The sequence below is a fragment of the Actinopolymorpha singaporensis genome (assembly GCF_900104745.1).
GTDB lineage: Bacteria > Actinomycetota > Actinomycetes > Propionibacteriales > Actinopolymorphaceae > Actinopolymorpha > Actinopolymorpha singaporensis.
This window is the reverse complement of the sequence record NZ_LT629732.1, coordinates 3,169,843-3,191,654: the sequence shown is the minus strand read 5'-3', so window position 1 is coordinate 3,191,654 and position 21,812 is coordinate 3,169,843. Positions and strand designations below refer to the sequence as shown.

General features: G+C 73.1%; 18 protein-coding genes. 5 read left to right on the top strand and 13 right to left on the bottom strand.

All coding sequences use genetic code 11. The features are described 5' to 3' along the window. Nucleotides 1-20 precede the first annotated feature (20 nt). From BLU27_RS14525 to BLU27_RS14510, 4 genes are all read right to left on the bottom strand, one after another. On the bottom strand, nt 21-1,070 hold the full coding sequence (locus tag BLU27_RS14525; RefSeq protein ID WP_092654142.1) for an SIS domain-containing protein: 1,050 nt from the start codon (nt 1,068-1,070) through the stop codon (nt 21-23). A 6-nt stretch (nt 1,071-1,076) separates the two neighbouring features. Beyond that, on the bottom strand, nt 1,077-1,334 hold the full coding sequence (locus BLU27_RS30435) for a Trm112 family protein (RefSeq protein ID WP_092654140.1): 258 nt from the start codon (nt 1,332-1,334) through the stop codon (nt 1,077-1,079). 76 nt (nt 1,335-1,410) lie between these two features. Then, nucleotides 1,411-2,790 (bottom strand): phosphomannomutase/phosphoglucomutase, encoded by a 1,380-nt coding sequence (locus BLU27_RS14515; protein ID WP_092654138.1) that lies wholly within the window; start codon nt 2,788-2,790, stop codon nt 1,411-1,413. A 114-nt stretch (nt 2,791-2,904) separates the two neighbouring features. After that, entirely contained in the window at nt 2,905-3,258 is a 354-nt protein-coding gene (locus BLU27_RS14510) for a DUF3499 domain-containing protein (protein ID WP_197681839.1), read from the bottom strand. 232 nt (nt 3,259-3,490) lie between these two features. Here BLU27_RS14510 and BLU27_RS14505 point away from each other — a divergent pair, with 232 nt between their 5' ends. Further along, complete coding sequence (locus tag BLU27_RS14505; protein ID WP_241827972.1) at nt 3,491-4,051, top strand: metallopeptidase family protein; 561 nt, start codon at nt 3,491-3,493, stop codon at nt 4,049-4,051. A 57-nt stretch (nt 4,052-4,108) separates the two neighbouring features. On the opposite strand, the gene BLU27_RS14500 is transcribed toward BLU27_RS14505, so the two are convergent. From BLU27_RS14500 to BLU27_RS14485, 4 genes are all read right to left on the bottom strand, one after another. Then, entirely contained in the window at nt 4,109-5,653 is a 1,545-nt protein-coding gene (locus BLU27_RS14500) for a DUF5719 family protein (protein WP_092654134.1), read from the bottom strand. Beyond that, a complete protein-coding gene (locus tag BLU27_RS14495) occupies nt 5,650-8,970 on the bottom strand; it encodes a glycosyltransferase family 2 protein (RefSeq protein WP_092654133.1) in 3,321 nt (1,106 codons plus the stop codon). The genes BLU27_RS14500 and BLU27_RS14495 overlap by 4 nt, the downstream gene beginning before the upstream one ends. Nucleotides 8,971-9,177: 207 nt before the next feature. Next, a complete protein-coding gene (locus BLU27_RS14490; RefSeq protein WP_092657708.1) occupies nt 9,178-9,435 on the bottom strand; it encodes a WhiB family transcriptional regulator in 258 nt (85 codons plus the stop codon). A 414-nt stretch (nt 9,436-9,849) separates the two neighbouring features. After that, a complete protein-coding gene (locus BLU27_RS14485) occupies nt 9,850-11,457 on the bottom strand; it encodes a hypothetical protein (protein WP_092654131.1) in 1,608 nt (535 codons plus the stop codon). Between the two features lie 224 nt (nt 11,458-11,681). Between BLU27_RS14485 and cofD the strand changes: the two genes are divergently transcribed. After that, on the top strand, nt 11,682-12,659 hold the full coding sequence (gene cofD / locus BLU27_RS14480; protein WP_092654129.1) for a 2-phospho-L-lactate transferase: 978 nt from the start codon (nt 11,682-11,684) through the stop codon (nt 12,657-12,659). Then, the gene (locus BLU27_RS14475; RefSeq protein ID WP_172804950.1) at nt 12,656-13,894 is read left to right on the top strand and encodes a coenzyme F420-0:L-glutamate ligase; all 1,239 of its coding nucleotides are present in this window, start codon (nt 12,656-12,658) and stop codon (nt 13,892-13,894) included. The genes cofD and BLU27_RS14475 overlap by 4 nt, the downstream gene beginning before the upstream one ends. Here the strand turns inward: BLU27_RS14475 and BLU27_RS14470 are convergent. Beyond that, nucleotides 13,879-14,805 carry a DNA-3-methyladenine glycosylase family protein gene (locus tag BLU27_RS14470; protein ID WP_092654127.1) on the bottom strand — a complete coding sequence of 309 codons (927 nt, stop codon included), beginning with the start codon at nt 14,803-14,805 and terminating at the stop codon, nt 13,879-13,881. The two genes, BLU27_RS14475 and BLU27_RS14470, sit on opposite strands and share 16 nt — an antisense overlap. 139 nt (nt 14,806-14,944) lie before the next feature. On the opposite strand from BLU27_RS14470, the gene BLU27_RS14465 reads away from it, so the two are divergent. Further along, the gene (locus BLU27_RS14465; RefSeq protein WP_157728530.1) at nt 14,945-15,655 is read left to right on the top strand and encodes a DUF3105 domain-containing protein; all 711 of its coding nucleotides are present in this window, start codon (nt 14,945-14,947) and stop codon (nt 15,653-15,655) included. A 17-nt stretch (nt 15,656-15,672) separates the two neighbouring features. Here the strand turns inward: BLU27_RS14465 and BLU27_RS14460 are convergent, their stop codons facing one another. Beyond that, on the bottom strand, nt 15,673-16,794 hold the full coding sequence (locus BLU27_RS14460; RefSeq protein ID WP_092654123.1) for a mannose-1-phosphate guanylyltransferase: 1,122 nt from the start codon (nt 16,792-16,794) through the stop codon (nt 15,673-15,675). A 127-nt stretch (nt 16,795-16,921) separates the two neighbouring features. Here BLU27_RS14460 and BLU27_RS14455 point away from each other — a divergent pair, with 127 nt between their 5' ends. After that, nucleotides 16,922-17,689: a TIGR03089 family protein gene (locus tag BLU27_RS14455; protein WP_092654121.1), complete on the top strand. Its 768-nt coding sequence runs from the start codon at nt 16,922-16,924 to the stop codon at nt 17,687-17,689. A gap of 36 nt (nt 17,690-17,725) precedes the next feature. Here BLU27_RS14455 and BLU27_RS14450 read toward each other — a convergent pair whose 3' ends face one another. The 3 genes from BLU27_RS14450 to BLU27_RS14440 form a co-directional block, all read right to left on the bottom strand. Beyond that, nucleotides 17,726-19,873 carry an acetoacetate--CoA ligase gene (locus tag BLU27_RS14450; protein ID WP_197681838.1) on the bottom strand — a complete coding sequence of 716 codons (2,148 nt, stop codon included), beginning with the start codon at nt 19,871-19,873 and terminating at the stop codon, nt 17,726-17,728. Further along, nucleotides 19,866-20,900: a UDP-glucose 4-epimerase GalE gene (gene galE, locus BLU27_RS14445; RefSeq protein WP_092654119.1), complete on the bottom strand. Its 1,035-nt coding sequence runs from the start codon at nt 20,898-20,900 to the stop codon at nt 19,866-19,868. Before galE ends, BLU27_RS14450 begins: the two co-directional genes overlap by 8 nt. A gap of 170 nt (nt 20,901-21,070) precedes the next feature. Further along, nucleotides 21,071-21,454 carry a hypothetical protein gene (locus tag BLU27_RS14440; protein WP_157728529.1) on the bottom strand — a complete coding sequence of 128 codons (384 nt, stop codon included), beginning with the start codon at nt 21,452-21,454 and terminating at the stop codon, nt 21,071-21,073. Between the last annotated feature and the right edge of the window lie 358 nt (nt 21,455-21,812).

Genomic DNA, 21,812 nt, shown 5'->3' with positions numbered 1-21,812 from the left:
GGGAAAGGTGCCTGGCCGGCTCAGGTGGATGGGGAGTAGCGGCCCAGGCCGACCGCGAGATAGACGGCGGCGTAGGTGCCGAGCGACTGGAGGGCGGCGTACCTCGCCACCTCCGGTCCTTCGTTCCAGCGCAGGGTGCGTACGTGCAGACCGCGGGACTCGGCCGCGGCGAGCAGCCGGCCCCGAGCCTCCCGGATCGAGGGCTGTTCGGCTCCGTCGTCGAGGACGAACAGCGCCGGGCGCAGCGCGGCCGTGCCCCCTTCGGCGAACGGGTCGCTGAACGGGTCGGCGAACAGGTCCCGTGGCGCCGCGCCCTCCAGGACCGGCATCAGGTGGTCGGCGTCGGCCGCCAGCGCCGGCCGGTTGGAGGCCCGGCGCAGGGTCTCCACCACCCGGCGGGCGGCGCGGGCCGCGAGTACCGAACCGCCCCAGATGAGCGGCAGCGCGTCGGCGAGTACGAGGGCAAGGTCCTTGGCGGGATTGGCGGCCAGGTCGGCGTGCGGCGAGCAGCGCGACGCCACCTCGTCCAGCGCCAGGGCCACCGACTCCGCCGACACCTCCGGGCCCAGCTCGACCACGTGCAGAAGCTGAAGTACGACGACCGCCAGGGCCAGCGGGTCGCCGGTCTGCGCGGGGATCAGCGTGGTGTCGCGGCCCTGCCCCGCCTCGGCCAGCGCCGACTCGCGCGGACAGGCCAGGATGACCGTGCTCCCCCGACGTACGGCATCGTGCACCGCAGAGGCAGTCTCGGCGTCACCGCCGCGGGGAGCGAGCACCACCACGAGGTCAAGCGCACCCACCCAGCCGGGTAGCCCCGGGCCGGGCCAGGCGACGAACGGCACCGGGCACCACGGCTCCAGCACCGCCCGCAGCAGGCGAGCGTCGGCACCGACGGCGACCACGGCACGCGGGCGGCCGGCGCCCCGGAGACCCTCCTCGACGCCCTTGGCGGCCTCGGCCTCCCGGCGGACCCGGGCGCCGGCCTCGGCCAGCTCACGCAGCGCGGTGTCGGCACGGGCCAGCACGGCCTCGTCGTCGAGGAGGCCGTCGTCGAAGTGTTCGGCGCTCACGGTGGTTCAAGCGTCGGTGGCCGTCGGGGAGTTCCCGTCGGTGGGGCCGGCGTCCGAACCGGACTCACCTGCGGACCCGCTCGCGCCGGCGTCTGGCCGGCGGGCCTCGTCGACCAGCAGCACCGGGATGTCGTCACGCACGGGGAAGGCCAGCCCGCAGGCGGCGTTGGTGCACACCAGTTCCGAAGCGGCGTCGTCGGGGTGCAGCGGGGAACGACAGGCCGGGCAGGCCAGGATCTCCAGCAGCGCGGGGTTGAGATTCACCTGTGGTCCCTTCGGGTGCCGCGTTCCGGCACGGCCGCTCTTCGTCTTCGGGCGATCGGCCTTCGGTGGTGCGGCCTCACGCGTTCACGGTGCCGCGGACGAGGCCGAGGACCTCGTCGCGCAGGCGTTCCATCGTCGCCTGGTCGGCCGCCTCCGCGTTGAGCCGGAGCACCGGCTCGGTGTTGGACGGGCGGAGGTTGAACCACCAGTCGGCGTGCTCAACCGTAAGCCCATCCAACTCGTCGACGGTCACGCCCACCCGATCGGCGTAGGCGGCCTTCACCCGCGCCATCGTGGCAGCCTGGTCGTCGACCCGGCTGTTGATCTCGCCGGAGGCAGCGTACCGGTCGTACTCCTCGAGGAGCTTCGACAGCGGTTGGTCCTGCTCCCCCAGCGCGGCAAGCGTGTGCAGCGCGGCGAGCAGCCCAGAGTCGGCGCGCCAGAAGTCCCGGAAGTAGAAGTGCGCGGAGTGCTCGCCGCCGAAGACCGCACCCGTGCGCGCCATCGTGGCCTTGATGAAGGAGTGGCCGACGCGTTCGCGCACCGGTCTGCCGCCGTGTTCGTGGATGATCTGCGGCACCGCCCGGGACGTGATCAGGTTGTGAATGACGGCCGCGCCGGGCTCCCGGGCCAGCTCGCGCACGGCGATCAGGGCGGTGATCGCCGAGGGCGAGACCGATCGGGCGTTCTCGTCGATCACCCAGCAGCGGTCGGCGTCGCCGTCGAACGCCAGGCCGATGTCGGCACCCACCTCGCGCACCTTCGCCTGCAGGTCGACCAGGTTGGCCGGCTCGATCGGGTTGGCCTCGTGGTTGGGGAAGGTGCCGTCCAGCTCGAAGTACATCGGCACCAGGTCGATCGGCAGCCCCTCGAACACCGCCGGCACGGTCAGCCCGGCCATGCCGTTGCCCGCGTCGACCGCGACCGTGAGCCGCCGGATGCCGGACAGGTCGACCAGCCCGCGCAGGTGGCCGGCATACGCGGAGAGGAGGTCCCGGCGCTCGACCTTCCCCGCCGGTACGACGTCGCGGTCCGCGCCCTGGTGACCCTGCCGGCCCTGCTCCACCAGCGACCGCAGCCGGGCCAGCCCGGTCTCCTGCCCGACCGGCGCCGCACCCGCCCGGCACAGCTTGATCCCGCCGTAGTCCGGCGGGTTGTGGCTCGCGGTGAACATGGCGCCGGGCAGGTCCAGGTGCCCGCTGGCGAAGTACAGCTCGTCGGTGGAGGCCAGGCCGATGTCGACGACATCGCAGCCGCGGCTGGTCACACCCGCGGCGAACGCCTCGGCCAGCTTTGGTGAGGCCACCCGCATGTCACGGCCGACCACCACGGCGGCCGGTCGGTCGAGCACCTCCACGTAGGCCTCGCCGATCGCGCGTACGAGGTCGGCGTCGAGGTCGTCGGGCACGACCCCGCGGATGTCGTACGCCTTGAAAATCTTCTCCGGGTCGGACACCTGGCCACCATAACTGCCCAAACCGCCACCGGAGGCGTAGCACGCCGATCACGCTGCGAAGTCCCCGGCCGACCGTGCGCGCGAACCGACCCGGCAGGGCCGCCTCACGCCGGGTCAGGTGTTGTCGGGATTGCGCAGCACACGCAGGTGGCCCCGCCGGCCCACCTCGGCCGGCGGCTCCGGAGCGGTGTCACGCGGGCGGGCCGCCTCGCGGACGGCGTTGGCCAGGGCCTCGAGATCGTCGGCGGAGGGCCGCAACGACTCCGGGTCGGGAGCGAGCCGGATGACCTCCCAGCCGCGGGGAACGGTGAGGCGCTCGGCGTGCTCGGAACACAGGTCGTAACAGTGCGGCTCTGCGTAGGTGGCGAGGGGCCCGAGCACGGCCGTGGAGTCGGCGTAGACGTAGGTGAGCGTCGTCACGGCAGGGCGCGAGCACGCCGTACGAGAACATTTCCTGAGCGTGCCCACGAGGTGGGATGGTACCTGCCTGCCGTCTCGGCAGACCACCTAACACGCTCATACCTGTCGCAGACCGGCAAAGCGGTCGGTTGCCGCCTGCGGGTCGGTACCGGACCGGGCATTCCGGTCACCTTTCGCCGTACCGGACCGGAAGTGGGTCCCGGCGGGCATGTGCCACGGCAAGCCGGGCCTGCGTGCGCGCCCCGGGACGTGTCCGCGGGACACGCCCTAAGCTCGGATCGTGAGCGCACCCGAGGCACCAGACGACGCCGGTGCCGGCCGATCGGTACCCCCCACGGACCCGCCCGGGTCCCCGCTGTCGGCTGCCCAGGCCGAGTCCACCGCTCCGGCGGCCGGCGGGCCCAACGGACGGCCCGCGCGTCGCCGGGACCGGCACGGCCGGGGCATGCGCGGCCCGATCGCCGTTCGCGGTCCGCTGGCGCCGGGCGGCGTGCCGATCGCCCGCAGCCGCGCCGAGCGGTTCGACGAGTACGTCCTGGATGCGGTCGAGGAGCTCGAACGCCGGTTCGCCACCGAACTGGACGGCGTGGAGTTCGCGGTCGAGGACGTTCCGGACCCGCGCCGGGACCACGGGCTGGTGGACATCCCGCTCGGCGCGGTGCTGGCGTCGTCCGAACGCGACGAACCCGCCCGGATCGTGCTCTACCGCCGCCCGATCGAACTCCGGGCGGTCGGGACGTCGGAGTTGTCCGAACTCGTGCACGACGTCGTGGTCGAACAGGTCGCGGACCTGCTGGGGCTCGGGCCCGCCGACGTCGACCCGGACTACGGCGAGGAATAGCCGGCAGGCGGCGAGGCGTACCTGTCCTTGGCCCCGCCGAAGCGGCGGCGCGATCGGCTACCGGAACATCGGGTCGACGGTCTCCCGGACTCCGATCCCCGCGCCGATGTCGGACCGCGCAGCCGGGCGTACGACCGTCGCCTCGGCGGACGTCAGCGGCCACGACGAGGCCATCGGCCCGTCCGGGTCGTCCTCGACCCGTAGCCTGCTCCCGTACAACGGGCCGCCGCCGTCGGGCGTGACCACCACGGTGTAGCGGCTGACCTCCTTCGGCTCCAGCCTGGTCTCCTCCGTGCTGCCGGGCCGAACCGTCACCTTCGTCGAGCCCACCTCGCGACCGTCGTCGGAGTACAACCGCACGGAGGCCTTGACCGCCTGCTGGGAGGGACTGGACAGCAGCAGGCTGGCAGACCTGCCCTTGCCGGCGTCGGTGGACGGCACCACGGCCGGGCCGGAGAGCGGAGAGGACGCCGCGGAGTACGCCACGTCGTGCGGCTTGGAGCCGGAGCCGAACACGCTTCGGACCGAGGCGGTGACGGGCACGTCGGACTCCACCCGGACCGCACCCGCCTGCTTGCGGAGAGCGTCCTGCAGGGGGATCTCCGCGACCGTGCCGGGCTTGACCTCCAGGTCGCCGAGCCCGGACGGGCGGAACGTGCCGTCGGGGCCGAGCACGGAGAGGTTCACGCTGGCGGTGGAGTCTGCCGGGGCCACCACGCTGAGGACGCGGTCGCCGTCACCGGGGGCGACGCCCGGCACGACGACCTGCTTGGCCGGCGATGTCGCCGAGGGGATCCAGTCGACACCCATCGCGGTGTCGGCGTTCTGCGCGTCGTTGCGCAGTGCCGCCGCGACCCGGCCGCGCTGGGCCACGACCGCGACCGCGAGCCGCTTGCTGGTGGGCGCCAGCTTGTCGAGTTCGACGACGGTCTGCCGCCCCGGCGCCACGGTGAGCCCGCGGGCGGCGTCGGCGTCGACCGGTCCCTTCTCGTCGTACAGGCGCAGGTCCACCTGGGCCGAGCCCTCGTCGGTGTTGGTGAGGTAGAGGCGGCCGTGCTGGCCCAGCGCGCTGCCGGTGCCGACGAACCAGAACTGCGTGCCGGGCTGGGTGCACGGCGCCTCCGCCAGGCCACGCAGCGGGCCCGACCCGGACCGGGTGAGCTGGCCGGCAGCGGCTCCGGGGGCCACCGCGCCCTGCGCGCTCACCAGCAGCGGCGGAGTGTCGGCCTTGCGGACGGAGTAGGCGGCCAGGCGTTCGCGCTGGTCGACCGAGGCCAGCGGCTTGGCCGAGCCGAGGGGTAGTACGGCGAGCTGGCCGGGGGCGGCCTCGGCCCGCCGGGCAGCCTCCGCCCCCACACCGGGTGCGTCGATCCGCGCCGGCGCGGACACGGCGGCCACGTCGGTGGCGCTGCTCTCCGAGGACACGTAGCGGGACTCCGGGCACACCAGTGTCGCGCGGTCCACGGGGACGCGGGTGGGCCGGCCGGACGCCCGGGCCGGCTCGTCGGCCGAGGTCAGCGCCGGGCCGGCCAGGGTCGCGCCGCCGACCAGCACGGCCGCGGCGACCACGACGGCGCCGAGCCGGACGAAGGGGTTGCTCATCGGTTTCGAACCCCCTCACGAGGTCGACCGGCAGCACCTCGACCGGTCGAGGTGCTGCCGGTCGAGGTGCTGCCGGTCAGGGTGCTGCCGGTCAGTGTGTCGCCCGTCGAGGCCGCGCCGGATCGTGCGCCGGCCGCGGCCGAGCGCCTGCCGGGCCTGCCGTCGGTGCCGAACGAGCCGCCCACGCGCCGGCCGCCCGCCGGCTCCATCGGCAGCGGATCCCGCCGCGGCCGGGTGGGCAGCGCGAGGATCAGGAACACCAGCACCAGGAACCCCTGGACCGCGAGGAGTTCGCCGTGCAGCTTCGGGGTGGAGTCGAGGACCAGGCGGCCGCCGCTCGCGGGCAGCTCGAACGCCTGCGCCCACCCGTCGTGGCGCACCGGCTTGAGGTGCTCACCGGCCAGGCTGGCCCGCCACGACCGGTCGTAGGCCTCGGCGAGCACCAGCAACCGGCCTGCCGGACCGTCCGGCACCGTGACCGCGGCACCGCCGGGGTCGACTCCGACGACCGCGGCCGACGAGGCTCCCGAGGAGGTGCCGGCCCCGGCCGCGCCCCGTGGGTCGAGGATCCGCAGCCGGCCGACCGGCAGGTCGACCTTCCACGCGGCCGCGCCGTCCGGCGCGCTGGACCGGACGAGACCGGGGGTCGCGTCCAGCCGCTCGGCCGACGCCGCGTCGGCGGGGGCCGGGAGGTAGACGTACCCGATGTCGTAGCCGGCCAGGCGGGCGGCGGTGGTCTCCCGCTGGGAATCACCGAGCAGGTCGCCGACGGTGGTGTCCAGGCGGTCGAGCGTGCGGACGGGCGCACCGGTCTGGGCATCGCCGAGGCGTGCGGCGGCACCGCGTAGCAGTGCGTAGCGAACCGCGCCGGCGTCGGCCTGGACGACCAGGGCCCGTGGTTGGGCGGCGGACTTCTGCGCGGCCCGCATGTATGCCGGGACCGCGGGCCCGGCGTCCCGGTTGATCGGGCCGTCCGCGCCCCGGATGACCCACCACCCGGCGACGAGCACCGGAGCGGTCACCGCGACCACGACGGCCACGCCGATGCCCGGCTGACGCCAGGAGAAGCTCCGCTGCCGGAAGACGCGGCGGGCGCCGTCGGCGCCGTGCACGATCGCGAGGATCCAGCCGGCCAGGATGAGTACCGAGGCCAGACCGGGCCAGGCCGGGACCCCGACGGGCACCCACTCGGTGACGACCGTCAGCCTGCTCTGCACCAGCCCGAGCGCGAGACCGGCCAGGCTGAGTCCCCAGGCCGCGAGGACGCCACGTGCCCGGTCACGGCGCAGCAGCGCCACCAGCGCCACCACGCACAGCAGGCCGAACATCCACGCCGGTGCCCCACCGGGGCCGCCCGGGCTGCCGAACGCCAGGCGCAGCGGAGCCAGGTGCGAGTCGGCCAGCCCCGGCACCGCCAGCCCGGCCTCACCCAGCAGGACACCGGGATCACGGGCGACGACCGGAAGCCAGGGCAACAGCGCCAGCGGCGGCACCGCGAGCGCCACCACGATCCGGCCCACGCTTCCGGGCTTGCGCAGCGTGGGCAACGCGATCGCCACCAGCCCCAGCAGCAGCGCCGCGACGTAGCCGAGGGGGACGAACGCGGTGAGGACGGCGAGCAGCAGGCCGGCGGCCCAGGCGGCGCTCCAGCTGCCGACGGTGACCCCCGGTCCGTAGGTCCGCAGCACCGCCAGCGCCACCAGCGGCAGGACCACGATGGCCACGCACGTGCCGATCCGGCCGGCCGCGACCGCACCGGTCACCACCGGCAGCAGGGCGTACGTCGCCGTCGCCCACAGGCGCAGCGGCCGGGTCGCCACCACCGGCCGCATCAGGAGGTAGCAGGTGATCGCGGCCAGCGGCACCGAACCGAGCAGGAGTACGTCGACAGCCAGCCAGGCCTTGCCGAGGAGGAGCGAGCTGACCAGGGCCAGGACGGTGAGGTACGGCGGCGCGGGCCGGCCGCTGCCGAGCTCGACCGGGTGCCAGCCTTCGTACGCCCGGCGCCACAGGTCGGCCGCGCCGTCGGGGGCCGGCAGCAGTGCTCCGCCGCCAAGCTCGCCGCCGCCGAGCAGGTTGCGGCACGCGACCAGCGTCACCACGGTCACCGCCAGCACGACCAGCAGCGCCGGGCGGGCGACCAGCCACCGCCAGACGCCCGGGGTGTCGTCGTCGAGTTCCTCGGTTTCCTCCGCGACCGGGCCGGTCTCGATCACCCGACGTGATCGCCGGCCGGTGCCGACGTGCGTGCCGGAGCGGGCCGAGACCAGCGCCATCAGCCCGTCGAAGGCGTGTTGCAGCCCGATCCACGGGGGCGGAAGCAGCCGGCGGACGGCGCCACTGCCGACCCGGGCCGTCCGGGCCCGTCGGCGTCGTGCCCGCAGGATCAGGTCGGGCCGGGAGTAGGCACCGGCGAAAGCACGGAACTCGTCGTACGCCGCGTCGGGCCACTTCGCGACCAGCAGGCCGAGCACCCGCAGCAGCGAGCCCACGGCCAGCCGGACGAGGAGGAAGGGAACCCGCCAGGCCGCGGAGTTGACCAGGAGGGTGTAGAGCGCGTTGCGGCGGTCGGTCAGCCGCGGCCGATGAGGCACGGCGTCCAGTAGGCGGTACCGGCGGTGACCCGCCTCCGCGTGGTGCACCACCGCGTCGGGGCAGGTCAGCACCTGGTGGCCCGCGCGGACGACGCGCCAGCCGAAGTCGACGTCGTCACGGAAGAGGCGCAGCTGGGGATCGAAGCCGCCGAGGTGCTCGAACACGTCGCGCCGGACGAACATGCCGGCGGTGCTGACCGCGAGGACCTCGCGTACGCCGTCGTGCTGGCCCTGGTCGTACTCGCCGAACTCCAGGCCGGTCTCGCGGGCTCCGCTGCCGGCGATGGTCACTCCGACCTCGAGCAACCGCCGGCCGTTGGGCCAGTCGCGCAGCTTGGGACCGAGGACCGCGGCTCCCGGAGCGGACTCGGCCTGGCGCAGCAGCGCCTCCAGCGCGCCCGGATCGGGAGCGCAGTCGTCGTGCAGCAGCCACAGCCACTCGCCCGGCTCGGCGGGAGGCAGTGCCTGAACCGCGCGGTCGACGGCGGCGCCGAAGCCGGTCCGTGCCGGGGCGTCGATGACCGGGCCGCCGAGCTTGCCTACCAGCAGGTCGCGGGAGTCGTCGAGGCTGCCGGTGTCGACGGTCACCACGCGGTCCGGCGGGCGGGTCTGGGCCTGGATCCCGGCGATCAGCTCATGCAGCCACGGCGCGCCGTTGTGGGACACGACGACGGCGGTGACGATCGGGCGCGACGACGCCTCGGCTCCTGAACGCTCGCTCATGCGGAAAGCGGAACCTCACAGGTGGGGGGCTCGGTGCAAGCCCACACACTACGCGACGCTTCCGACGAACGGCCTCAGGCTGGGACAGGTCGGGCGCTCACCTCAGGGCAGACGCGTCGGGGAAGCCCCCCGACGCCGGGTTGGACAGCACGGGACCGCAGGCGTCCGGCCCACGGTCCCGCGCCGAGGCGGCCCGGGATCTGTCGCTCAGACCGCGCGCTTCTTCATCCGACGGCGCTCCCGCTCGGAGAGGCCGCCCCAGATACCGAAGCGTTCGTCGTGTTCCAGTGCATAGGTCAGGCACGCCGATCTGACCTCGCACACCATGCACACCCGCTTCGCTTCGCGGGTGGATCCACCTTTTTCCGGAAAGAACGCCTCCGGGTCGGTCTGCGCGCACAGCGCGCGTTCCTGCCAGCTGAGCTCTTCCTCGGCGCTGCCGTGCAGCAGGCTGGGCTCTGCCACGGTCCTCGCCTCCTCGACCCACGTCCCCGTGAGAAAAATCCCCGTTGCCGACCAGTTACTCGGGTTGCTCGCGGCGCAGACCGGGTCGACGTCGCCGTCCGTCCCCGCACCAAACTCCGAGCGGTGCTTCCGTGTCACACCGTTCTGGTACTTCCCCGGAACGGCGGGAATGACACAGCTGAAATTACATGCTGGAAATCCCGCTACGTCAACTTGAGGTCTGCTATAAGCGGACATAGCCACCCGGAGCATGGCGGAAACCTCAACGGGGCAAGGCGATCGGAGCCGGTATGGGAGAGAATCCCAACCACACAAGGGATCTGAATCGCCGACAACGCGATCGGGCCCGGCCAGAAGCTGGGTTCTGGCCGGGCCCGATCGTCTCGCCCGCGGTGGCGCCTCGCGCTTCACGCCTCAGCGTGGCGGCTGCGACCACCAGCTCTGCTGTTCCTCACGAGCCCTGCCCTGGTCACCACGGCCCTCGTCACCGCGGCCCTGGCCGGGTCGGCCCTCGTCCAGCCCCGGCTCACTGTCAGGCCCGTCGAGGTTTCCCATGTGGACGACCCGGGTGTGGTCGTCGTCCTCGTCGTCCGCCCCGGACGCCGGGGCAGCTGGCTCGGACGGCCGGGCATCCGGCGCGTCGACCGGCTCGGGGTAGTCGCGGCCGAAGAACTGCGTGCTGTCCGGATCGCGCCGCGCAGCGCGGCCCGCGGGACGATCGTGGTCGGGCCGGCCCTGGTCGTGCTGCGGCTCGCGGTCGCCGGGCTGGTTGTGGTAGGGCCCACCGTGTTCGTTCGCCCCGGAGTCCCGGCCGGCGTCCGGACCGAACGAGGAGTAGGCGGCGTACTGCTGCCCGGCGTCGCCCTGGCCGTACTCCGGCCGGCCGTACTGCTCCTGCCGGCCGTGGTCGAACGGCCCCTCCTGTGGGGCGTGCCCCGGCTGGTCGTACCGGCCCTGCTGACCGTAGGCATTCCGCTGGTCGTCCTGACCCTGGTCGTACTCACCCTGGCCGTACTGGCCGTGCTGGCCGTAGCCCTGCTGGCCGTGCTGGCCCTGGTCGGGCTGACCGTACTGAGCGGGCTGCGGGTAGTGACCCTGGTCGGGCCGGCCGTACGGCTGCTGGTCGTACTGGCCCTGCTGGGCGTACTCGCCGTACTGGCCCTGCTGGGCGTAGCCCTGTCCGCCGTACTGGTCGTAGCCCTGCTGGGCGTACTCGCCGTACTGGCCCTGCTGGGCGTAGCCCTGTCCGCCGTACTGGTCGTAGCCCTGCTGGGCGTACTGGTCGTAGCCCTGCTGGGCGTACTGGTCCTGGCCCTGGGCGTAGTACCCGGCCTGGTCGTACCCGCCCTGGTCGTACCCGCCTTGGTCGTAGCCGCCCTGCGCGTACGCCGACTGGGCGTACTGACCCTGCTGCTGCTCGTCACGCTGGTCGTGTCCGCTGCCCTGCTGCTCGCCGCCGAACCGGCCGAGGAGTCCACCGGACTTGTCCTGCCCGCGCTTGTCCTTGCGGCCCTCCCGCTTGCCGCCGCCCAGACTGCCGCCCAGACTGTCGGCCAGGCTGCCCACCGGCTGCGGCAGCGCCTTCAGCGTGGTGAACACGAAGAAGAGGGCGGCGCCGGCGATCGCGAGGTAGGCGAGCTGCTGCACCGCGGTGGCCAGCTTGCCGTCGATGCCGAAGGCGCCCACGCCGCTGGGCAGGCGAACGTCGGCGGCCATCCCGCCGAGCCAGGTCACCAGCCCCAGCAGGGTCAGGATCGTCAGCACCGCCAGCGCGACCAGGGTGATGACGCGCGCCTTCGGCGTGGGCTCGCCGAGGTGGGTCACGAGGACCACCGCGAGCACAAGGAGGGCCACGAGCACCGGCTGTACGAATCGGCCCTGGTAGGCGAACGCCGTCAGCGCGAAGCCGGAGCCGCTGTCGATGCCGAGTCGCGACACCGCCACCAGGCCGACCAGGATGCCGGCGCCCAGCAGCACCCACGCGAACAGCTCACGCTGCGGCTTGGTCGTCTCGGTAACCACGTGCTACCCCCAAATCTGGGTGTGATGTCGGGCTGCAGCCTCCCACACGGTGGCCCGACGTGGGGACCCACGTGGTGGGCCCAAAGTCGATCCGTTGGGCGGCTGGTCGCGGCGGGCCCCCCGGCGACCGGCACCACTATGGCGCAGATCGCCCGATCCGTCCCGACCGGCCTGTGGACAGACGCGGCGAGAGCCCGGCCATGCGGAGGGGGCACACTGGTGGCGTGCGGATCACGGTTCTCGCCGGCGGGATCGGCGCAGCGCGCTTCCTGCGCGGCCTGCTCGCCCACTCCCCCGACGCCGAAGTCACGGTCATCGGCAACACCGGTGACGACCTCACTCTCTACGGCCTGCGCGTCTCCCCCGACCTGGACACGGTCATGTACACCCTGGGCGGCGGCAACGACGAGGCCCGGGGCTGGGGCCGCGCGGACGAGTCCTGGAACGCCCTGGAGGAGATCCGGGCGTACGACTCGGTGCCGTCGTGGTTCGGGCTCGGGGACCGCGACATCGGGACCCACCTGGTCCGAACGGCGATGCTGGCCGAGGGCCGGACGCTCTCGGAGGCGACCGCCGCGCTCACCGCTCGCTGGCGGCTGCCGGTACGCCTCATCCCGATGACCGACGACCGGGTGGAGACCCACGTCGTCGTGGAGGACCCGGACTCCCCCGACGGCCGGCGCCGGCTGCACTTCCAGGAGTACTGGGTCCGTCACCACGCGTCCCTGCCCGTGGTCACGGTCGACGTCGAGGGCGTCGGTGAGGCGACCCCCGCTCCCGGCGTACTCGAGGCGATCACCGGCGCCGACCTTCTCCTGCTGCCCCCGTCCAACCCGGTGGTGAGCGTCGGGCCGATCCTCTCCGTGCCCGGCGTCCGTGACGCGGTCCGCTCCGCCTCCGCGCCGGTGGTCGGGCTGTCCCCGATCGTGGGCGGCGCACCGGTACGCGGGATGGCGGACAAGCTTCTCCCGTCCATCGGCGTCGACACCTCCGCGGCCGGTGTCGCGCTGCACTTCGGTGCCCGCGGCGACGGCGGGCTGCTGGACGGGTGGCTGGTCGACGAACGCGACGCCGAGTCGGTGGGCCGGATCCGGGAGGCGGGCATCGCCGCGCGCGCCGTGCCGTTGATGATGACCGACGTCGCGACCACCGCCGCGATGGCCGGGGTCGCCCTGGAACTCGCCGAGGAGGTTCGCCGGTGAGCGACGACCCGCGTACCGGCTCGATCCTCGTCATCCCCGTCCTCGGGATCCCCGAGGTCAGGGAGGGCGACGACCTCGCCGCGCTGGTGGCCGACCACGCCACCGACGTCCGCGACGGCGACGTGCTGGTGGTGTCCAGCAAGATCGTCAGCAAGTCCGAGGGCCGCGTGGTCGCGGGCGACGACCGGTTCGCCGCGATCCGCTCCGAGACCGTCCGGGTGGTCGCCGAACGCGGACCCACCCAGATCGTCCAGACCCGGCACGGGTTCGTGATGGCCGCCGCCGGCGTGGACGCGTCCAACGTCGAGCCCGGCCGCCTCCTGCTGCTCCCGCTGGACTCCGACGAGTCCGCACGCCGGCTCCGTCGCGGGGTGACCGAACGCCTCGGCGTGCGGGTCGGCGTGGTCGTCACCGACACCTTCGGCCGGCCCTGGCGGCTCGGCCAGACCGACCTCGCCATCGGCGCCGCCGGCGTACGCGTGGTCGAGGAGCACCGCGGCCGGGTCGACGCGTACGGCAACGAACTCGTCGTCACAGCCCCGGCGCACGCGGACGAGATCGCCGGTGCGGCCGAACTCGTCAAGGGCAAGAGCGCACAGGTCCCGGTGGCCGTCGTGCGCGGGCTCGCGGCGCTCGTCACCGACGAGGACGGGCCGGGCGTGCGCGCGCTGGTCCGGTCCGCCGAGGACGACATGTTCCGGCTCGGCGCACGGGAAGCCAGGCGGGAGGCACTTCGGCTCCCGGTCGCCACCGAGCCGCTCGCCGACGTGGCGGTGGACGCCGACCAGGTACGCCGGGCGCTGTCCGGCCTGGCCGACACCACGGCTGAGCCCGCAGGTATGACGGCCGAGCCGGGGACCCCCGGGCGGTGGGGTGCGGTCGAGGTGACCGAGGCGCGGGTTCTCAAACCGATCCTGGACGCGCTCGGCCTGCCCTCCTCGGTGCCCGTCCTGGTCATCGTCCATGTCCGTGCCGACGGTGAAGCCGGCCGCACCGACGTCCTGCTCGGTGCGGGTGGACTGCGCGAGCGACTGGTGCGTTCCTGCGTGGTCGAGGGGCTGGCCTGCCAGTGGGTCCCTGCCGAGGCCGCCGGGGAAGCGGTACGCCATGTACTGCCCGCGGGCGCCGAACCGGTCGGGGCGCTGGCGATCGGCACCGGCCGGAACGCTGCGCAGAACCCCGCCGAGAACGGTGCCCGGAAAGCTGCCGAGCGCGCCGCTCAGAACGCTCGGTAGTCGCGCGGGGCGAACCGCGGGCCGCGGCGCGGTGCAGTGATTCCGGCGAGTTCGATCAGCCGGGTGACGCGGTACCGATGACCGCGCCAGCGTTCCAGCACTGCCAGCATGGTCTCGTCGTCGTACGGCTCGGCGGCGAGTGCCCAGCCGACCGACTTGGCGACGTGGAAGTCGCCCACCGACACCGCGTCGGCGTTCCCGTGCGCCCGCTGCATCACCTCGGCCGCGGTCCACACCCCTACGCCCGGAACGCTGCGCAGCCGGCGTTCGACCTCGGCGAAGTCCAGCCCGACCGTACGCTCCAGGGCGGTGGCCAGCCGGGCGCAGCGGACCAGGGTCTGCGCCCGCTGCGGACCGACGCCCGCGCGGTGCCACTCCCACGACGGCAGGCCGGCGAGCGTACGGGCGTCCGGCTGCACCCACAGCGGGAACGGCGCCGGGCCGGGCGCCCGCTCACCGAACCGCCACACGAGTTCGCGCCAGGACCGCCACGCCTCGGTGGAGGTGACCTTCTGTTCCAGGATCGCGGGCGTCAGGGACTCCATCACCAGGCCGGTACGGCACACCCGCCAGCCGGCGAACCGGCGGTGCAGGCGTTCCAGCAGCGCGAGGCCGGGCTCGAAGCCGGCCGGGTCGTCCTCCGCGCCCACCAGCCCGGGCAGGTGGTCGAGGATCCAGTCTGCGCCTGGCCCCCACGCGCGTCCCTCGATCGCACCGTCGGCGGGCCGGGCCGAGATCACCACGGTGGCCACGCCGTCGGGGGTCCGGGTGCCGCGCCAGATCGAGCCGTCGGGAGCGGTGCGGTGCACGGGGTCGCCGCCTCCGCGCCGCAGGCTGCGCAACGTCACCACCGGGTCGACCGGAGCTTCGGTCACCACCGTGCGGGTGCGTTCGACGGTCGGCGCGGACATGGGGTCCAGTCTGCTGGACGCCCGGCCTCGACGGCGTACCGGCCGCACCGGAAGGTCCGGTCGCTTCGCCGGTGATCTTTCGTACACTCCCAGGACGAACCGAGCGCCACGTGACCGGGCGCACGAGCGAGGGACGGCCGTGGCGAAGAAGAAGCAGGACACGACGAGGCTGCTGCAGATCGAGCAGGCGCGTGAGGAGCACGAGCGCACCGAGCGTCGCAGGAGGCTCACCCTTGTCGCGGTCTGCGTACTGGTCGGCCTGGTGGTCGTCGGCGCGGCGGCCTGGGTACCCGTCGGGAACTGGATGGACCGCCGGGACGCCAAGGCCTTCCCCGCGCTCGGGGTGCCCGCCGCGCAGGCCGGGCTGAGTGCCGTACAGAACGACAGTTCCGCCGGCATCAACGACCACCGGCCGACCGGCGAGGTGATCGCCTACCGCACGGTTCCGCCGTCCGCCGGACCGCACTGGGCGCAGCCGGCGAGCTTTTCGCGGAAGTTCTACGACGCCAGGGACCGCCCCGCCATCGAGACGCTCGTGCACAATCTCGAACACGGCTACACTGTCGTGTGGTACGACGACACGATCGCGGACGATCCCGCGCAGTTGGCCGCCCTGCGCAACATCGCCAGGCGGTACGAGTCCACCGAGTTCGACAACGCCAGGAAGCTCGTCGTCGCCCCGTGGAAGAGGGGCGAGGGCGCCTTTCCCGCCGGCAAGCACCTCGCCTTCACCCACTGGTCGACGGCCGCAGGGCGACGTCAGTACGCGGCGAAGGTGAGTGGGCAGGCGATCGCGCGGTTCATGAGGAAGTTCCCCGCCACCGACTCTCCTGAGCCCCAGGGCCCCTGAGCCGCGGGCCGGCAGCCTCAGGCGTACCGGTCGCCGTGGGTCTGGCGGACCCGGGCCACGAGGTCCTTCACCCGCTCGGCGTCGTTCTTCGGGCACACCATCGTGACGTCCGGGGTGTGCACGACGATCGTGTCGCGCAGTCCGACGGTCGCCACCAGGTGCTCGGGGTCGTCACTGACCACGATGTTGCCCTCGGAGTCGACCAGCACCGTGACGGCGTTGCTGGCGTTGTGGGCCGGGTCGTTGGCGAGCGTGCGCGCCAGGGCCGGCCAGGCGCCGACGTCGATCCAGTCGACCGACATCGGGACCACCACGACGCGGGCCTCGTCCTCGCCTCGCGCCGCGGGCTCCATCACGGCGTAGTCGATGCTGATCTTGGGCAGCTCGGCGTAGGCCTTCTCCGCCACGGTCGTGCGTTCGGGGGTGTCCCACGCCTTGGCGATCCGGGTCACGCCGTCGTAGGCGCCCGGCAGGTGCCGGTGAAGCTGGGTGAGCAGGGTGTCGGCCCGCCACACGAACATGCCGGAGTTCCAGAGGTGACGGCCGCCGGCGACGTAGGCCTGCGCGGTCGCCGCGTCCGGCTTCTCGGTGAAGGCCGTGACGCCGAACACCGCGGGCCCACCGCCGGGACCGGCGCTCCCGGGCGCGTCCGGCAGCGGCTCGGCGCGTTCGATGTAACCGAGACCGGTGTGTGCCGACGTGGGCGGTACGCCGAACGTCGCCAGCATCTGCGGGTGGGCCTCGACCGTGGCGAACGCGGTGCCCAGCGCCTCGCGGAAGGACTCCACGGGTTCGATCACGTGGTCGGCCGTGACGAACGCGGCCACCGCGTCCGGATCCCGCTCGACGATCACCGCGCAGGCCAGGCCGATCGCGTTGGCGGTGTCGCGGGCGACCGGTTCACCGAGGAAGTTCTCCTCCGGAAGCTCCGGCAGGTGCTCCATGATCACCTGCTGGTGCGTGGTGCCGGCGCAGACGAAGATCCGCTCGTCGGGGACGAAGCCCTCCAGCCGCTCGTAGGCGAGCCGGAGCAGGCTCTTGCCGCCCCGGACGCTCAGCAGCTGCTTCGGGAAGCTTGCGCGCGAGAGCGGCCACAACCTTGTGCCCGCGCCCCCCGCGTTGATGACCGCATACCGCATGACCGCGAGCCTACGGGAGACTCGTGCCCACCGTGGCGGATCACGCGCCCCGGCGTGGCGGATTGGTCGCGAAGCGTGGCAGCAGATGATCCGCGGGCCTCCACTGGCCATGCCCTAGGCTCGGCGGGTGGCGACTCCGAACACTCCCGCGCGCGTGCTGGCCGCGGCCCTGGCGGCCGACCCGGCGACGCCGTTCCTCACCTTCTACGACGACGCGACCGGCGAACGCGTGGAGCTGTCCCTCGCGACGTTGGACAACTGGGTCGCCAAGACCGCGAACCTCCTCCAGGACGGCCTGGGGGTCGACCCCGGCGGCCGGGTGGCGATCATGCTGCCGCCGCACTGGCAGGGCGCGGTGTGGATGCTCGCCGCGTGGTCGGCCGGGCTCACCGTCACGGTGGACGAGGGAGCCGGCGCCGACCTCGTGGTCACCGGGCCGGACCGGCTGGCCGAGCTGACGACCGGACCCGCCGCCGGTGCCGGGGACACGGTGGCGCTCGCGCTGCGCCCGCTGGGCGGGCCGTTCACCGAGCCGCTGCCCGCGGGGGTGCTGGACTACGGCGCGGAGGTGCCGGGGTACGCCGACCAGTTCACGGCGTACGTCCCGGTCGATCCGCACTCTCCCGCCCTGGTCGCCCCCGACGCCACCCTCACCGGCGAGGAACTCGTCGCGGCCGCCGGGCGGCGTGCTGCGGAGATCGGCCTGGAGCCGGGCGGGCGGCTGCTCACCGACGCCAACCCGGCCGATCCGTACGGCTGCCTGGACGCACTGCTGGCCCCGCTGACGCAGCGGGGCTCGGTGATCCTGGTCCGCAACCCCGACCTCGCCCAGGTCGACCGGCGCTGTGAGGTGGAGAAGGTCACCGTCACCCGGCTCCGCGCGGCCGGCCGGTGACGGATTCGATCGGCGCACGGCCGCGAGAGCGGGGAGCTACTCGGATGCCCCGTGCCGGTTCCGGGCGTACGCCTCGAACGCCGCAAGGGCGCCCGGGTCCGACAACGCACCCGTACTCGCCGCCTCCTCCACCGGCCGGCCCTCCAGGATCCGCTTGACCGGCACCTCCAGCTTCTTGCCGGACAGCGTCCGCGGGATCGCGCGCACCGCGACGATCTCGTCCGGCACGTGCCGGGGAGACAGCTGGCGGCGCAGGTCGGCGGCCAGCCGGCGGCGAAGGTCGTCGTCCAGGTCGGTCCCCTCGGCGAGGACGACGAACAGCAGCAGCTCCTCACCCGCGTCCGCTGCGGCCCTCCCGCCGGAGGCGTCCGCACCTGCGCGGCCGGGCCGCGGGTTTTCCAGGTGGACGACCAGACTGTCGGCGATCTCGGGGAACCCGTCGACCACGGAGTAGAACTCCGCGGTGCCCATGCGTACCCCGCCCCGCTTCAGGGTCGCGTCGGAGCGCCCGGTGATCACACAGGTGCCCCGCGGCGTGATCTCCACCCAGTCGCCGTGCCGCCACACACCGGGGAAGTCGGCGAAGTACGCGGCGCGGTAGCGGGAGCCGTCCTGGTCGCCCCAGAACCCCACCGGCATGGACGGCATCGGCCGCTCCAGCACCAGCTCGCCCAGCTGCCCGACGACCGGGTGGCCGGCCGGGTCGTACGCCGCCACCGCCGCGCCCAGGCACGCGCAGGACAGCTCGCCCGCGTACACCGGAAGCAGCGGCGAGCCGCCCACGAACCCCGTGCACAGGTCGGTCCCGCCGGAGAACGACTGCAGCAGCAAGGTGGGGTTGACGTTCTCGTACACCCAGCCGAAACCCTCGGGCGGCAGCGGCGCGCCCGTCGACCCCAGGACGCGGATCCGGGACAGGTCGGCCACCTCGGCCGGACGCAGCCCGGCCCGGCGGCAGCTCATCAGGAACGGCGCGCTCGTCCCGAAGAACGTCACACCACACTCGTCGGCCAGCCGCCACAGGTAGCCGAGGTCGGGCTGCGCGGGGTTGCCGTCGACCAGGACGACGGTGGCACCGACGAGCAGGCCGGACACCACGACGTTCCACATCATCCAGCCGGTGGTGGAGAACCAGAAGAACCGGTCGCCCGGCCCCAGGTCGAAGTGGAGGGCGAGCGTCTTCAGGTGCTCGAGCAGGATGCCGCCGTGCCCGTGCACGATGGGCTTGGGCAGCCCGGTGGTGCCCGAGGAGTACAGGAGGTACAGCGGATGGTCGAACGCCACCGGCTCGAACTCCGGCTCGCCCGGGTCGGGCCCGGCCAGCAGATCCGCCCAGCCGGACGCCTCCGGAATCCGCCGCGCCGCGTCCTCGGACAGGTAGGGCACCACGACCACGTGCTCCAGCGAAGGCAGTGCCGCGCGGACGGCGGCCAGCTCGTCGGTCCGGTCGATGTCCTTCGCGCCGTAGCGGTAGCCGTCCACCGCCACCAGCACCTTCGGCTCGATCTGGCTCCACCGGTCGACCACGCTGCGGGTGCCGAACTCCGGAGCGCAGGAGGAGAACACCGCGCCCAGGCTGGCGGTGGCCAGCAGCAGGACGAGGGTCTCCGGGATGTTCGGGAGGTACGCCGCGACGCGGTCGCCCGGCCCCACGCCGAGCCGGGCGAGCCCGGCCCGCGCCCGGGCCACCTCCGCCCTCAGCTGCGCCGCGGTCAGCTCGACCGGCTCCCGGGTCTGCGACCGCGCCACCACCACCGGCCCCTCGGCGGGAAGGTCGGCCAGCATCTGCTCGGCGTAGTTCAGCCGGGCGCCGGGGAACCACCGCGCACCGGGCATGGCGTCGTCGGCGAGGACGGTGCCGCCGCGCCGGCCGCGCACCTGGAAGTAGTCCCACACGCTGGCCCAGAACGCCGGCAGGTCGTCCACCGACCACCGCCACAGGGACGCGTAGTCGGCGAACCGCAGCGAGCGTTCGCGTTCGAGCCACCGCAGGTAGTCGCCGATCCTGGTCCGGCCGAGTACGTCGGCCGGCGGGCTCCACAGGACCCGGCCCTGCTCACACGTACCGGCCTCACTCGTACCGGCCTCACTCGTACCGGCCTCACTCGTACCGGCCTCACTCGTACCGGCCTCACTCGTACCGGCCTCACTCGTACCGGCTTCACTCGTACCGGCCTCACTCATCCCGGGCTCCTGCCTCCGCACCCCCGGCCGCCTTCCCGTTCTCGCGACCGGCCTCCGGATGGTGGAACAGCCATCCTTGCCAGGCCGCCGCGACCGTGGACCGCATGTCGTGTTCGGCCGACCAGCCGAGCACCTCGCGGATCCGGTCCGCGCCCGCGATCGACACCGCCGGGTCTCCGGGCCGGCGGGCGAGCACCTCGGGCTTGAGGTCGGTGTGGCCGGAGACGTCGAGGATGGTCTCCACGATCTCGCGGGTGGACGATCCCCTGCCCGTACCTACGTTGAGGACCTTGCGCACCTCGTGGCCCGCGGTGAGGTGCCGGGCCGCGGCGACGTGCGCCGAGGCGATGTCGCCGACGTGGATGTAGTCGCGGATGGTGGTGCCGTCCGGGGTCGGGTAGTCGTCGCCGAAGATCTTCGGCGGCAGGCCGGAGGTCAGGCGTTCGAACACCATCGGGATGAGGTTGAACGCGCCGGTGTCGGCGAGCTCGGGAGCGGCGGCACCGGCGGCGTTGAAGTAGCGCAGGCAGACGTACCGCAGTCCGGTGCTCCGGGCCACGTCCGCGATCATCCACTCCCCGACGAGCTTGGTCTCGCCGTACGGAGAGACCGGCCGGCACGTCGCGTCCTCGGTCAGGACGTCGGTTTCCTGGTCGCCGTAGGTGGAGGCGCTGGAGGAGAAGACCAGCGCGTCAACGCCGACGTCGGTCATCGCCCGCAGCAGCGACTCGAGGCCGCCGACGTTCTCGCGGTAGTAGAGCAGCGGGTTGTCGACCGACTCCCCAGGCTGCTTCTTCGCGGCCACGTGCACGACACCGCTGATCTCGTACTCCCGCAACAGTTTGGCAACCAGGCTGGTCGCCTGCACCGAACCCCGGACGAGCGGAACGTCGTCGAGGTCGGCGATCCGGGCGGGCACCCCGGTGGACAGATCGTCGAGCACCACGATCTGTTCTCCGGCGGCATGAAGAGCATGGACGACGTGCGCGCCGATGAAGCCGGCGCCTCCGGTGACGAGCCAGGTCATGGCTGCACCCTAGTGCGAAGGTCGGCGAGGTACGCCGATGCGCGGTGTCCTGCGCCGGAGAATGATCGGGAACCGCCCGGAGCCACCCCCTTCGCCCCCCACGGGCGACCCGGACGATCCCGCCGTCCTCAGGTGATGCGGGCCTCGGTGAAACGGTTCACGGTGCGGGTTCAGGCTGGGTGGTCCCAGATGACGCGGCGGCCGGTCCCGACGCCGCTCACCCTGGCCGGCCCGGGTGCACGGTGTCTGCCACCGCGTTCGCGCGGGTGGCGCCACAGGCGCCCGAACGGGGACAACCGGGAACTCGCCCAGGCGGCCTCGGCACAGGTCCACTCCTGGGCGCAGTAGAGGCAACGCGGCCCGTCCACGCGGCGGGATCCCACGAGGCGGAGCTTCGTCCAGGTCTGGTCGGGTTGGTGGAGCAACAGGAGATACCTCGCCTGGGCGTCGAGGAGTTCCTTCGACCACTCCACCCATCCGTAGCCGGGTACGAAAACCGGTGCCTCGCTCCGGTGCGGGGACACCGCCGTCGACGTCACGAATGACGTCGCCATCGACATCGACCTCCCTCTTCTCTCCTTCGCAGCAGGTCTGCGGGGACCCGCTTTGTGTCGATGGATCGCGGAGGCGGCCCGCCCGGCCCGGGCAACCACCTGCCATCTCGGTTCGTGCTGGTGATCGTACGGACTGTCACGACGCGATGACAGTAACTCTGCAGATTTCGTGTGCAAATTTTCCCTTTAATGATCTCCCTCCAATGAACGGCCGGCCGGTGGTCCGGTGCACGGCGACCTGCGGGAACGATCTGCACCTGCCGCCCGTACGGACGGCAACGGCCGCCGAACTGCCCCCTACCGGTCCCAGCGGCAGCGGTGGTGGGTGGTGCGCGAACCCGCCGGGGCGGCTACCGTC